The organism is Dyadobacter arcticus (assembly GCF_011762185.1).
Classification (GTDB): domain Bacteria; phylum Bacteroidota; class Bacteroidia; order Cytophagales; family Spirosomataceae; genus Dyadobacter; species Dyadobacter arcticus.
On record NZ_JAASQJ010000006.1, the window covers coordinates 208,778 to 223,043 of the forward strand.

Genomic DNA, 14,266 nt, shown 5'->3' on the forward strand with positions numbered 1-14,266 from the left:
CCGTGGAAAACATTGGCTTTTTAGAAATAAAAATAACCGGATCGAAAGGGAATCTTGATCTGTCTCCTGATAATTACGATATCAGAGAGATTATTTCTGTACTTGAGAATGCTGAAAATCTTTTATATCCTGCTGACAAAAACAATAGACCTACTATCAGTTACAAAATTGAGGAAGGATCAGTAAAGCACGTATTTAGAACTTCTATTCAATTCATAATCGGTTTCAATGCCGTGATCGGCCAGATCAATCAAATCCGGAACATCGATTTTCTCGATGTATCAACAGCCAAGGCTTTTGAAAATATTCAGGATATTGCCCTTAAACATGATTATGTCTTTGATATCAAAACCTCGCTTGAAAATTCGAATGAAGTGAGATTAGATAAGCAGACCAACTTTGTGAGGACAGAGTCCATCTGGGTCGATGCGGAGTTCTATTTTTATGGAAAACTCACCAATGCAGGTGGCAAGGATAAGGCGAACATTCATATCTACACGGAGAATATGGGGACATTAAGAATACAGACCCCAATTAGCTTTTTGGAACATTACAATGAAAATTTACTATATAAGACTTTCGGAATCAGAGCATTAGGCAAACAAAATTCCGAGACTGGCCAAATCGACACTTCAACCTTGAAATTTGTTGAATTAGTAGATTATCATCCGGGATATGATGAAGAATATCTAAATAACTTAATTAGTAAAGCTTCTAAAAGTTGGTCCGACATCGGGGACAAAGATCAATGGCTTAGAGAAATAAGGGGTAGCTATGAAACATAAGGGAGTATTTTGCGATACAAGCTTTTTCATCCGCTTGCTGGATGCAAAAGATCCGTTGCATTACAATGCCAGAGGATACTTTAAATATTTTGCAGAAAATGACTATGCTCTGTTGATAAGTACCATTGCAATTGCCGAATATTGCGTTGGCGGCAGCCTCCAGGAATTACCTTTGAGAAATTTACAAATTATTCCTTTCAATCTGGATCATGCGCAAAGAACTGGTGAATTTGCACGAATCATTTTCGCGAAGAAAGGCGAATTATATATTAAAGAAAGGAAGATAATTCCCAACGATACGAAGTTATTCGCGCAAGCGGATTCTGAAAAGAATGCTGATTTTTTTATATCCTCAGATAGCGAAAGTATAAAAATCTATACCCTCCTGAGAAAAGAATCGAATCCTAAATTCCAATTTATCGATCTCAGTACTCCTTACAATGAAACATTCGGAATTTTAGCAATTTGATTCGTTTTATCTAAAAGGTTTACTACGCATTGACCGCCGCCTGAATCTTCAAAATGGCCTCTACAAACAATTCCATATCCTTCTTTTCGCCTAACATGGCATGTTGCAAAATCCAAACAGCATCGGTATTGCAGGCTTGCTCGGCAACCGGGCAGCAAACTTCGCTGTAATCTGCCGTTTCAGGAATGGCGTAGCACATGAAGTTTTTTTTCTGGAAAAGTGGCTGTTTGTAAAGCGGGTGTGGGTATCCTTTGAAACTGGGCACACCCTCAGCGGCCAACATCTCAGCAAAAGTATTTTTGGGCAGGCCTCCAAACTTGGAAGCGTCGTATTTAAATATGTAGATATGATAGCAATGCCTCGTGATCTCTTCGCCTCGGCTTAAAGGCGTAATTCCTTCCACTTCGGCCAGTAACTGGTTCAGATATAGACCGTTTTCATTCCGCTTGCAGGTTTGCGCTTCCAGCCTTTTGAGTTGTTCCGAAAGTAATACCGCCTGCATTTGCGTGATCCTGTAATTGCAGCCCGGATTATAATGGTCGTACCATTGTCCGCCCTCAATCCTACCCACATTACGCAGCGAGCGCATCATTGCATACAGTTCGTCATCATCCGTAATCACAATCCCGCCTTCACCCGACGTGAGATTTTTGGAAGATTGAAAACTGAAACTGCCCACATCGCCAATAGAACCCAACTTTTTCCCTTTATACTCTGCACCATGTCCGTGCGCCGCATCTTCAACCACCTTCAATCCGTGGCGTCTGGCAATGTCCATGATCGCATCCATGTCGCAGGCAAGTCCCCCAAAATGAACCGGGACGATCACTTTCGTACGGTCGGTGATAGCCGCTTCAATCGCAGCAGGACTTATATTGTAGGTGTCCGGATCAATATCCACAAACACAGGCACACAATTGCATTCGATGACCGACGAAGCGGTGGTGATGAAGGTATAGGGTGGCACAATGACTTCGTCGCCCGGCTTCACACCACAGGCAATCAGCGCGAGGCGAAGAGAAACCGAACCATTGACGCAGGTAATGGCGTATTTACTCCCGCAGTAATCGGCAAACGCCTTTTCAAATTTCGCTACTTCATCCCCGCAATCCGGATTTCCCCACTTCCCACTCTGCACGATCGCAGCCACTGCATCGACTTCGTTCTGGTCATAAACCGGCCAGTTGAATGATTTGGTAATCGTCTTTGCCCCTCCGTTAATTGCCAGATTTCGGTCCATATGCATTTTTGAACATTAATAAATCGCTGATTGTGGTATGCAGATTGATACTCTTAAAAATCTTTTTCAGGCTATTTCATTTGATCCGCTAGGCCGTTTATAGCCTTTTTCCCCGAACAATAAGTATTTATTCCACAAACCCTTACCAGTTCAAATGAACAACAAATCATTTCTTTATAATCTGTTGATTGCCGGAATGTCCCTGGCAACCGCCTGGGCAATCAGGGGCCAGTTCGGACATGAACAAGGTGCTGCCTGGGCTGGCGGGATTGGCGGGTTAGCCGTTGTCCTCCTGGCGAGAAGAACCGATTGGTATGCAAAAGCTTTCCAGCTCACATTGGCCTCAGCGGCGGGATGGGGCATTGGCGGTATTATCAGCTATGGAAAAGTGGTGGGTTATGCGCGCGGCCTCGAATTTGGGAATGTGTATTATGGTTTGCTGATGCTGTTTCTGATTGGGAGTTTGTTCGGGCTTGTAGGAGGCGGGTTATTTGGGCTAACGCTGGCGTCAAGTCATGAAAAACCGGTCAAATGGGCGCAGCTAATCACTGAAATGACGGCTGGCGCAATCATTTTTTACTATCTGTTGATCGAAGAAATCGGCTGGCTTATGACGCCCCCAAGATCGGAAGCCTGGGCAGCCGGGTTTGGGATGACCGTCGCGATGTTCTGGTATATGATCAGGAACAAGCAATACGCCGCGATCCGGGTGGCTATTTTTGCCGGGTTAGGTGGAGGTTTTGGTTTTGCTTTCGGTAATTTTTTGCAGGTAATGGGCAGTGTTTCAGGCATTAAATTCAATTTCTGGAATGTCATGGAATATTCCATCGGCTTCTTTGGAGGCATTGGAATGGCCTACGGAACATTTACAAGCGAATGGGAGAAATCGGAGGATTCAGTTTCAAAGAACAACCTCATCGCCCCGATACTGATTCTGACACTTATTATCCCGTTTATTGTCTGGGATCAATCATTCGAAACCGAGCGTCTTGTTGACACCATCAAATCTTTCAATCCCAATTCCGACGGCCCGGCCATTACCAAATATGTCCAATGGGCGGCATTGCTGCTGGTTCTTATATTCAGCGGTTTCACGCTATATTACTTTTATTTCAAAAAAGCAGGTCAACTGATCAACTTAACAGCTGAGCAACTGCGCCCGTTTTTCTTTGCAAATCTTGGGCTCTACACAATTTATAGCATTCTGATTACCTGCGCATTCATGAGCCTTTACCGCATTGAGCAATATTTGTATATTCTGAATATCCTGGTCATTGGCTTTCTGCTCAACAAGTTTGAAGTTACCTTTTCGAATCGCAGACTAAACATCAGCCGCTGGGTTATTAATTTTATCTTCATCCTGGCTTTTTTCGCGATTTTGACTGCGGTGGCGGTTAGTTCACATGGAGAGTTGAAGGGGGCTAACAGTCGGTTTGAGTGATTTGTTTTCCTTGTTTGAGGCTTCAAGGCTTCTGCGGGTTTTAAACTACGACCAACTGTGCCGGCTTGCGTAGTTTTTTAAGAATACGTGCTTATAACAACAGTTCTTAAACTATAAACTTAAATACCATCTCATGGTAACCGAACAAGGAACGAAAGAGGATCCATGGCTTCTGAAAACGCCACCGTTATCTTCTGAATTTACGATGTATAAAGATGTGAAGGACGGGAAGGAAATCTTGGTATGTACGGTTGGTAAAACAATCCTTCATTACGATTACCGTTGCCTGCAGGACTTACAGGATATGCTCAAAAAGCACGGAGACTGGATGGAACTCGGAAGCGCGGATGAACAAAAACCTGCGAAAGAGGGCACGGTCGAGGCTTGGGGAAGGTCTGAATCCAATCCTGTCCGCGGCTGGTATGGTTTGAAAAAAGGGTTTCGCGGGCGATTTGGTATGTATGTACCCCCACTCATGGAAAAGCTCGGATTAGCGGAGGTGACGCATGACCCCAAAGGAAATAAAATGCGGGTTGTGTAGTGCGTTTGGGTTGTGCCGGTCTGAGACCGGCGGACGCGGGCTCGTAGCTGTAAAACTACGACCAACTGTTCGAACGTCAGACCCGATAGTTGCCTTACCTTATTTATTAATCACCAACTCATCCTTGAGATTCCCCTCAGGATCAAAGCATCTATAAAACAAACTATTTCCTTTGATCGAAATGTGCTGGTAAAGAGGCCCGTTTCTGTAACGTTTGACTGCATAATCCTCCTCGGTCCATATTTCCTGCTTCCCCGAAATGCTGATCGACATGGTGTATATCGTGCCCTCAGCCGGTGTCACGACAGCTTTCCCATTGTACATTGGTTTGGTCCTGAGGTAATAATGCATATGACCATTCATGACCATATCCACATGGTACTTATCAAATAGCGTACACCATTCGCGCATAATCTCGTCATAAGGCTCTTCGACATTGTACGGCGGAAAATGGAACATCGCGAATTTCCACTTGGCTTTACTGCTCTTTAACTTTTCTTCCACCCAAGCACTTTGCTTTGGAACGGACAACGTCGGATCCAGCATCAGAAACAGCGCGTCCTGATAATTAAAAGCATAAGTCATTTCCGAAGGTTGTCCCGCCGGACCATTCTCAGGCAGACTGAACATTTCCTTGTACATCCACGCGCCCAGCCCATCCTGACTATCGTGATTACCCGGAACGGGCATCAATGGTCGGGTCGTAAATGTCGGGCTGCTGTAATCCCACAACTGGTCCCAATCATCGCGGTGCAATCCTGTACTCACCAAATCTCCTGCAATGGAAAAGAAAGCGGTTTCGGGATGCCGTTTTAATGATTTTTTCGCCATGTCTCCCCAGATCGGAGAGTAATGTGTATCGCCAAACCAGATGAAGGAAAAATCACGGTTCGTTGCAGAAGCGGTTTGATATGATACCGGCGGCGACCATTTCCCCAGGTCACTTCCCAGTGCATAATGATAAATTTTGCCGGGTTGCAGATTTTTGAGTTTGGCTGTGAAGCGATTTATATACCTATCATTTTGCAAGAGACGGTCCTCCATTTTGAACACCGAAGCATCATTATAAAGGGTATCCTTTGTATCAGGTATCCAGTACTTGATTTTTCCAGCAGCCACACTCGGGTTCGTTCTCCATTGAACGTTCACCGAAGTCTGAGGATCGTCGCTCCATGTGAGGAGTACTTGATCCGGATCTTTTAATGAAGGCGTAGCGGTTTTCCGGAAAGCTTGTACCAAATGTGCCTCCCTGGCCCGGCCGCGAACGGTTGTGAACAAAACCTGGCCTTTCAATTGATCCGGAACTTCCTCGATAACAAGCCCGTCCCAATCGTGGTAAGTGAATGCACCAACTTCCAAGGTATCCAAACCATACTCGGCCGGGATTACATTTTTAATGTCCAGCTTGTCACTTTTGTTTTGCGGGGCCATACTGATAAAATAGACCGGCCTGTGCTTATCAAATCCGTTGATACCCAATCCAATTGATCCTTTATCAAAATCCTTTTGCCATACTTCGTAAGTATATTCCTCATTCTTAACCCGCATGGAAGTTTTTTTGAACCCGCTTTTTTCCAGCCAGAAAGGCGGCGTTTTTTGCTCAACATCCCGCATGAGCGAGACAGTCACAGGCACATTGGCATCAAAGGTCCAGAAACGCGTGGCAAGCACTTTTTTATCTTCATCACTCAAAAATCCAAGAAGGTATGCTTCTGAAATGGTGTCCAGCTGAGCAGGCGTAAGCATTTTGTAAAGCCTGGTAACGGCGTTATCCACAACTTCCTTTACCGTCGATCCGGAAGGGGCTGCTTTTTCCTTTTGGCAAGAAAGCATCGTGCAACCCAGCAGCAAGCCAGAAAACAGGAAAATATTGAGTCTCATAAAAGCGATTTGCTGTCAGTCAAAAAGACCCTCGTGCTTTCCGTATAGTAATCGCCTTTGGGTGTTTTGTATTTCAAATCCACATAAAACGCACGGAAGCCGCTGACGGGGAATGTGGCAGATACCTTTACAGAAGATTTATTCTTAATACCCAAACTCTTGCTTGTCCATTTATCATCCCTTAAATCCTGGTCAGCAGAGTTGGCCGACCATAAGATCACATCCTCCAAAACATTAGCGGTCGCCTGAATGTCAAGTTTGACACTGTTCTCAGCAATGGATTGTGTCCATTTGCATTCATTATAAGGCTTTTTATCTACCGTAGCACCAAAAAATGCGCTTAATGCTTCCATCGCTTGTTTTCCGTCACCCAGATCGTGACCGGCGTTCGGAACATAATGCAGCATATTGTCACCCGGGATTTTACTTAGGTAATTTTTAATATTATCCACCACCCAATACTCATCATTGGTACCCATAAATATCATTTTGGGCATAGTAAGTTTTTCACGGTATGAGAATGGATCGATCATCGTTGTAATGGCTTCCCCTTCCGGTGAGCCAGTGGATTGCGGGATACCGAGTTTCACGTAATCCTCAATCTGGACACTGTAATCGCCCCAGGATTTGATCTGATAGTCGAGACTAATGGGCATGTTCAGGATATCAATGACCATGGGCGCAATGGCTTCTACCCTTTTATCGCTGGCACCGGTGAGCCAGGTTGTCCAGCCGCGTTTAGACGCGCCCGTTACCACAAAGCGGTTGACGGTATGGTTAAGTTTTTGTTTCGAAAATTCCTGAACCGCGTCCATCGCTTTTACCGCACTCTTCACCATTGGGAAAAGCAAAGGCCAGCTGTAATCCTTGTCTTTTTTGAAATTATGCAGCGTATAGGAGATCAGGGCATCTTCTGTAAGGTCATCATAAAATGGCTGATTGGGGGTTTGTTTCAGCAATACTACAATAGCCTTGTTCGTGGAAGCTACCTTGCCCAGGGAATTGTACATATCATCCTCATTTTTACTATTCCATTCAGGTAACCCATTCCTATTATGTCCTCCTGTTATAAAAAGCAGTGCATCGTCGTGCTTGTTTTCTTTGGGCACCATAATGGTCAACTGGTGCGTCCAGGTAAATTCACGCCATTTTTGAGAAGTTAGCAGCACATTATAATAAGTGACATCCCCAATGACAAAGGAATCTTTGGCTTCCCATTTAAATGTTTTATCGCCGTTGGCAAGATAACTGTCCAAAGCCGTTTCGGGGGTGATTTTCTGGGCTTTTAACCCTGAAACAAATACACATTGGATCAATAAAAACTTAATTCCAGAGTTGATGATCTTCAAAAGCATAAATGATGATTGGGTAAGGTTACTTATTGGACTCGGGTTTTGGACTTTCATTCACTAATTTCAGCGCCTGCTCCATGTAAATTTCACCTGTCATTTCACCCAGGCTCGTGCGGCTTACATAATCGTATCTTTTGAAACTGGTAAAATCAACTTTGGTTAGCATATAGCCAAATGCGTCATTGGTAAGTCCAAACAAAAATGGCTGTTTGGTATTCATATGCCGTTTGACATAATAGCCAATATTGGGCAATGCTTCGCCCGGAACGGTGAGAATTTGGGCTGTGCCGATATTCAGGAGATTAAGCTGGGTAGCAATCCTATTTTCTCCCGCCATTTCATTTTTAATGGGAGATTTTTGGAGGATATAACGCATAATCTCTGAGTCTACCGGAAATTCAATTTTCTTCGCAACGCAATACAACGCGGGATTTTCCTGAATTGCAGCATCTTTAACAATCCCCAAAGCTTCATCGGCCAGCAATTCCCCGATTCGTTTGCATTCGTTCCAATCGCTAGCCTCTTTTCCATTTTCCTGCCGATTATCTGCGGTGACCATTCCGCCCTGTGCACCGTTCATGAAAAGCGCTACGCCGCCGCCTTGAGATTCAATGCGGTCATATAGCGGCCCGCAAAGATCCGGACTGAGAATGCCCCTACCCGATCCGATCACTTCCGGGTGAACTGCATAATTGACCAATGTGGCAATCGGATTGCCTTTTTTAGGACCAGACGTAGCTATGGCCTGGATGACGCCGCATCTTGGATCGTATAGCTGATCTGCATAATAGTTGTAGGCAATTTTCCCTTTTGCCTCACCAACCGCGATTTTCAATGAAGCATCTTCCAGCTTCCCTATCGCCTCATTGACAGCGTCAGCGATCTTTTCTACACAATCATCCAAATATTTCAAGTCGGCAAACGATTCTCCTTTTTCGTTTGGAAAACCATAAGCATCGGGCCCGCTGTGTGTATGTGTCGCACCGATCAGAATGTTTTCAGGTGGGATACCTTTGATCAATGCCCTCGATTTGTTGCCCAAAGCGGCCGGCCAGCCCAGGTTATCAATATTCACAATAGCGACCCGCACATTGCCTTTTTCCAGCACTAATGCGCGAACAGATAATTCCCCATTCTTTTCAGTTGATTTTTTTGGTGTACCAATCCCCCCAGAGACGGGTAGTAACGGATTGGGTGTGATGATCCTGAATGCTGCTCCTGCTTTGAAATGCCCGACGGCGAGTTGCTGAGCAAAAACCTGTTGTGTTGTCAAAATTTGACAGATGCCCAGGAAAAAACAGACGAATACAAGTTTAATGTTCACTTGAAAAGGGTTTAATTATTCTTTTAAATTCTCTTTGGTAAAAATAAACCGGAACTGTCGGTACAATCGGACAGCCCCGGTTTCAAATACTTCACCTTATTCAAAAATTACTACCATGGTTTGCCGGTACCCTGCACAAGCCATTGTTTCGACCAAGCACTATTTCCTTTATCTGCCTGCGAATAATTGGTTATTTCCAATTTGCTCACAGCACTTTCAGCATTGGTTTTATTAATGCGAAGCTCGTCCTGCATATAATAAAAACGCACTGGTAATACTTCCCTTTTGGCAGCAGGTCCAGCTTTCAGTTCTGGAAATCCTGTCCTTCTGAAATCAAACCAGGCCTCGGTTGCCGCTGTCCAACTGGCAATCCATTTCTGTTCAAGGACTTGCTTCGCTGTTTTATCAAACACAACACCTGGCTGTCCAATGTAAGCAGAGTAATTTCCTCCCACAGTCCAAGTTTCTAGGGATGCTTTCACACCCGCTTCATACTGGTCTTTGGCAACGCCTGCCGCCCAGCCTTTCAACGAAGCTTCCGCCAAGATAAAATGAACTTCCGCAGCCGAAATCAGCCTTGCTTTTAACAAAGGGCCTTTTGCGGCTTTGTAAATATTGTTCAGAAACGAAACGTGCGGATTAAAAGAGGTTTGTCCTGGCGTTGGATTAAGGTTGTATGCCGATGGCAATGCAGAGAAACTCGGTGGCAACCCTACATATTCAGGATCGGTATCCACCACTGCATTTTTAACTTTATCTGTAGACAAAATCCGCTTTCCATCCACAATTTTATCGGTTCCGGCGGGCGCAGTCGGGTCTACAACCAGCGGAATTTCCACTTTATTTGCCCAGATTCCTAATCTTGGATCTTTCAATACCTGAAGTTTTTCTACCAATGTAGCGGCCATTTTGATCCGGCGATAATTACTTCCGCTCGCATCGATCACTGCATTGGCAGGCCATGCATCTGCCTCGCTGTTACCTGGAAATGCCATCGTTGCGTCTTCCGCACTGGCTGTGATGATTGGATATTGCGCAGCATTGGCAACAATTTTCTCAATTCCTGCCTTTGCTATATCTGGTTTTTTGGATGATAATCGCATATAGTAGCGCAGCAGCAGTGAATTAGCCATTTTCCTCCATTTGGTAGGATCACCGCCATAATAAACGTCTACATTGTCAACAATTCCTTCGTAATCTGCTTTGGGTTTAGAAAGCAATGTATTTGCTTTTTCAAGGTCGGCGATGACACCGGCGTAGATTTGTTCTTGCGGATCGAAAGCGGGTAGGATGTTCTCAGTACCGCCCGTTTCGCCTTTCAATGCATTGGTATAAGGCGCGTCGCCCCATAAGTCGGTGATAAGGCCAAAAACAAAGGACTTCATCACAAGTGAAACGCCCTGGTGAAACTCGAAATTAAGCTCGACCGAGCGGCTGTAAAACAGCTCATTGTTTCTCAGGATGTCGTAGTATCCGTTCCAGCTTTGGTTACCGCCCCAGTCATAATCATTATGCCCGCTCGACCACGCATCTTTCTGCGTATGTTGAACCACACCAGCAATGTCCTGGTAACCCAGGTTCACGTAACTTTTCGCTGCTTCGGTCAGTATCGTAGGCATCACTAAATTGGGGTTAACGCTCTCCGGACCTACACCGTTAGGGTTCTCGTTGAGTTCTGTCAGATCTTTACAAGAGAAGATCAACGTCGTCAGCAACAACGGGAATATGATGGAATTTTTGATTAGTTTTTTCATGAGTTTATTTATATAAAATAGACTATGTTGTTCTTAATTAAAATGTTAAACCCAATTTGAAACCAATAGGCATTACCCAGGGCGTTACATTGTAGCGCTCAATCCCTTGTTTAAACTGAGTACCCGCCTGCGCACCGGATTCCTGCTGGAATGCCATTTCTGGATCGATACCGATCTTGGCTTTTGTCCACAAAATAATGTTACGGCTATATACAGCGACGTTCGCATTCTGCAAACCAATGCGTTTCACGAATGCACTTGGAAGATCGTAACCCAATGAAACTTCACGCATTTTGATAAACGATGCATCGAATGTGGCTGCTCTTGTGAAATCCCATGGATAGTTGTCGCCGTAAGGAATGTATTTGGTACCAGCTGCGCCAAGGTTTTCAACATAGCTTACGATTTCTCCTTCACCATTGTATTCAGCAATTACGCCCGGGTTGAAAACGGCATAGTCATAAGTATTTCCACCATATTCAAAAGGAAACCCGCCGTACTCCTTGGTAGGGCCACCCACGATGTTGAATTTATTGCCTTTGATCACCACCTTATCATTATTTACCAGGTAGTTCCTCAGCTCATCCCCAGTCATTCCGTTTGGATTGATCAGGTTATCCAGGAAGCGTTGTGATTTCAAATCCGACTCGCCGTAGCGGTAAGTTTGTGATACAAAGTCACCGCCATTTCTCCAGTCAAAAGTCATATTCAGGCTGAAACCTTTGTAGGACAGCGAAGTTTGCATACCCAGGATAAAATCAGGGTTGAAGTTTCCGATCTTGTTCCGAGTATTGGAAGCGCTGATGCTTTGCCATGAACCGTTTTCGTCCAGGATTGGATAACCGTAATAAGGTGATGCTTTGTCCTCCACCGTCACGATTTCCGAATCATACAAATCACCGATCTGCTCGCCCACATAAGTCCAGGCACCTCCTTTGGCATCTCTCCAAAGTGTATAGAAATCAAGCCCGTCTGAAAGTGATTTGATCGTTGTGCGGTTTCTTGACCAGTTGGCATTGATATCCCATCTCCATCCGTCTTTTGCAATGGGGGTTCCACCCAATGTCAGTTCAAGACCTTTGCTCACCAAAAGACCCGCATTGATGTTTTTTGAGGTAAATCCGCTGGATCCCGGAAGAGTCGTTGGGATGATCTGGTTGCGGTTTTCAACCTGATAGTAAGTTGCCGCAAACCGCAATTTGTTGCTGAACAAATTCAGGTCTAAGCCATATTCGTAAGAAGTTGCGATTTCTGGTTTCAAATCAGGAAGCAGGATCTGCCCGGACTTGCTTAGCCGGGTTATACCATCCCAAGCGCCCGAATTGCCCAATGTGGCCAGCAAGCTATATGGATTGGTATCATTACCAACCTGTGCCGCGCCACCTCTTAATTTAAGTAGGCTGATCGCATTGTTCATGTTAAACATTTCGCTCAGAATCAAGCTCAAAGAAGCCGATGGATAGAAATAAGACCTGTTGGCTTTTGGAAGCGTACTCGACCAGTCATTACGTGCCGTAAGATCCAGATAAACCATGTCCTTGAATCCTAAGTTGGCTAATCCGTAAACGCTGAAAACCGCGCGTTCGGACTTGTAGTTACCAAAGCTCAGGCTGGCAGGCGCAATGTTGGAAATGTTGAATAAGCCGGGAATGATCAGCCCTGTACCGTTTTTGGTAGCAGAACTAACATCTGTATTTTTTTGATAACGCGTGTTACCGCCACCCGAAATCGATACGCTGAAATCGCTGATGTCCCTTTTATAAGTTGCCAGGAAATCCGCATTACGTTCGAATCTAGACAGGTTAATAATACCATAAGCACCACGGCTGTCATTCGTATAGCTATTACCGATCTTCGTTTCGCGTTCTTCACGGTAGGTATCCAAAGAATATCTTCCCATCAAGCTCAAATGCGGCGTGATCTGCCAGTCGGCTTTGAGGTTACCAAAAACACGGTCACGGACAAAACCATTGTTTACCTCGTAAGCAAGGAAATAAGGGTTGTTATAGTCACCAGGGCCTTGTGATAATTGTTGCAAACCTTCCTGGCCCGGTACCCAATAGTTCCTCAGGTCTCTGATATCAATATGGGGAGAAACGGCATAAGCCCATTGCAATGGATTGGCACCTCTGTTTGTAGCCGGTCGGTTATTTGAATTGTTTCGGCTAAAATCAATGTTGGAGCTTAACGTTACTTTTTTGCTCAGCTTAACGGATGAATTCAGGTTAAGAGAGTTACGGAAGAGGTCAGAATTTGGAATGATACCTCTATTTGACATATTGGAATATGACAAACGGTAGCTCATCAAATCCGTTGAATTGGCGATGGAAACACCATTCGTAGTGGTTATACCGGTCCGCACAAAGTTTTTCACATTATCGGGGTGCGATACCAGTTCTGTTGCAATTGGATTACCCTGCGCATCTTTAGGGCTGTTCCATTGGATTGCTTTATAACCCTTGTCAAGCTCAGGTCCGACACCTCCGGCTGACCCTTCATCGATCATCAGCACGCCACCCGGATAGGGATTGTTATCAGGGGTAAAAGGAAGAATACCCGTTGCAAACTTGGAATGCATGTTCAGGTATTTATAAGGTCTGTCAAAAACCGTATTGGAATTAACAGAAACGGTCATTTTTTTGGATTTGCTTCCGCTTTTTGTGGTGATTAACACAACACCATGTCCTGCGCGTGAACCATATAATGCCGCCGCATTCGGTCCTTTCAGGATGGAAACGCTTTCCACATCGTCGGGGTTAATGCTCGAAATCGCATTACCGTAATCCACCCGGTTGTCATTACCGATCTGGCTGATGTTGTTCAATGTATTAGTAATAGGAACCCCATCCACTACGAAAAGTGGTTGATTATCATTACTTAATGAAGTAGCCCCGCGAATGATCATGCTAACGGATGACCCTGTACCGCCGGTAGAACTGATCGTCACACCCGGAACTTTTCCCGCCAGTGAGTTCAGCACGTTTTCCTGCGCTACGCGGCTGATTTCTTTCCCATCTACTTCTCCAACTGAGTAACCCAGCGAGCGTTTTTCGCGGGAGATACCGAGGGCCGTCACGACTGCTTCATTCAATGTTTCCGCTCCTTCGGCCAGTAAAATGTCAATAACCGACTGATTGCCGACTGTTACTTCCTGGCTTTCATGACCAATGTAGGAGAACACAAGGACTGCTTTGCCGCTTTCGTCAACAGCGATGGAATAATTTCCGGCCGCGTCCGAGCTCGTTCCGATCTGAGTGCCTTTCAAGACAACATTAACCCCAGGCATCGCCGTGCCATCCGATTTGGCGGTGATCCTTCCTTTAATCGTCCTGTCCAGAGCAGGCTTAGCAAAAGCATTTGAAAATTCCGGCCTGACCATCAGCGCCGCAACCAGCAGACACAGGAGTATCCGCCGCAGATTAGTAATAGAATTTGGATCCATAATTTTTGAATTTAAGGTGATTGTCACTTGCCATGAT

10 protein-coding genes are annotated in these 14,266 nt (G+C 45.0%); 4 read left to right on the forward strand and 6 right to left on the reverse strand.

From position 1 onward, the window contains the following. Positions 1-2: 2 nt before the first annotated feature. Complete coding sequence (locus tag FHS68_RS24535) at positions 3-785, forward strand: hypothetical protein (protein WP_167276339.1); 783 nt, start codon at positions 3-5, stop codon at positions 783-785. Next, positions 775-1,254, forward strand: coding sequence for a hypothetical protein (locus tag FHS68_RS24540; protein ID WP_167276342.1), 480 nt, complete (start codon positions 775-777; stop codon positions 1,252-1,254). Before FHS68_RS24535 ends, FHS68_RS24540 begins: the two co-directional genes overlap by 11 nt. A gap of 22 nt (positions 1,255-1,276) precedes the next feature. Here the strand turns inward: FHS68_RS24540 and FHS68_RS24545 are convergent, their stop codons facing one another. Next, positions 1,277-2,494, reverse strand: a complete 1,218-nt coding sequence (locus tag FHS68_RS24545) for a DegT/DnrJ/EryC1/StrS family aminotransferase (RefSeq protein WP_167276343.1) — start codon at positions 2,492-2,494, stop codon at positions 1,277-1,279. A 154-nt stretch (positions 2,495-2,648) separates the two neighbouring features. On the opposite strand from FHS68_RS24545, the gene FHS68_RS24550 reads away from it, so the two are divergent. After that, positions 2,649-3,935, forward strand: a complete 1,287-nt coding sequence (locus tag FHS68_RS24550; protein WP_167276346.1) for a hypothetical protein — start codon at positions 2,649-2,651, stop codon at positions 3,933-3,935. A gap of 133 nt (positions 3,936-4,068) precedes the next feature. Further along, the gene (locus FHS68_RS24555) at positions 4,069-4,476 is read left to right on the forward strand and encodes a DUF6855 family protein (protein ID WP_167276348.1); all 408 of its coding nucleotides are present in this window, start codon (positions 4,069-4,071) and stop codon (positions 4,474-4,476) included. A gap of 99 nt (positions 4,477-4,575) precedes the next feature. Here FHS68_RS24555 and FHS68_RS24560 read toward each other — a convergent pair whose 3' ends face one another. The 5 genes from FHS68_RS24560 to FHS68_RS24580 all read right to left on the reverse strand — a co-directional run bounded on the left by FHS68_RS24560 (position 4,576) and on the right by FHS68_RS24580 (position 14,229). Continuing rightward, the gene (locus tag FHS68_RS24560; RefSeq protein ID WP_167276351.1) at positions 4,576-6,357 is read right to left on the reverse strand and encodes a purple acid phosphatase family protein; all 1,782 of its coding nucleotides are present in this window, start codon (positions 6,355-6,357) and stop codon (positions 4,576-4,578) included. Further along, positions 6,354-7,712 carry a PhoPQ-activated pathogenicity-related family protein gene (locus FHS68_RS24565; protein WP_167276354.1) on the reverse strand — a complete coding sequence of 453 codons (1,359 nt, stop codon included), beginning with the start codon at positions 7,710-7,712 and terminating at the stop codon, positions 6,354-6,356. Before FHS68_RS24565 ends, FHS68_RS24560 begins: the two co-directional genes overlap by 4 nt. A gap of 19 nt (positions 7,713-7,731) precedes the next feature. Continuing rightward, the gene (locus tag FHS68_RS24570; protein ID WP_208408434.1) at positions 7,732-8,982 is read right to left on the reverse strand and encodes a hypothetical protein; all 1,251 of its coding nucleotides are present in this window, start codon (positions 8,980-8,982) and stop codon (positions 7,732-7,734) included. Positions 8,983-9,143: 161 nt separating this feature from the next. Next, positions 9,144-10,787, reverse strand: coding sequence for a SusD/RagB family nutrient-binding outer membrane lipoprotein (locus tag FHS68_RS24575; RefSeq protein ID WP_167276356.1), 1,644 nt, complete (start codon positions 10,785-10,787; stop codon positions 9,144-9,146). A gap of 37 nt (positions 10,788-10,824) precedes the next feature. Continuing rightward, positions 10,825-14,229, reverse strand: a complete 3,405-nt coding sequence (locus FHS68_RS24580; protein ID WP_167276371.1) for a SusC/RagA family TonB-linked outer membrane protein — start codon at positions 14,227-14,229, stop codon at positions 10,825-10,827. Between the last annotated feature and the right edge of the window lie 37 nt (positions 14,230-14,266).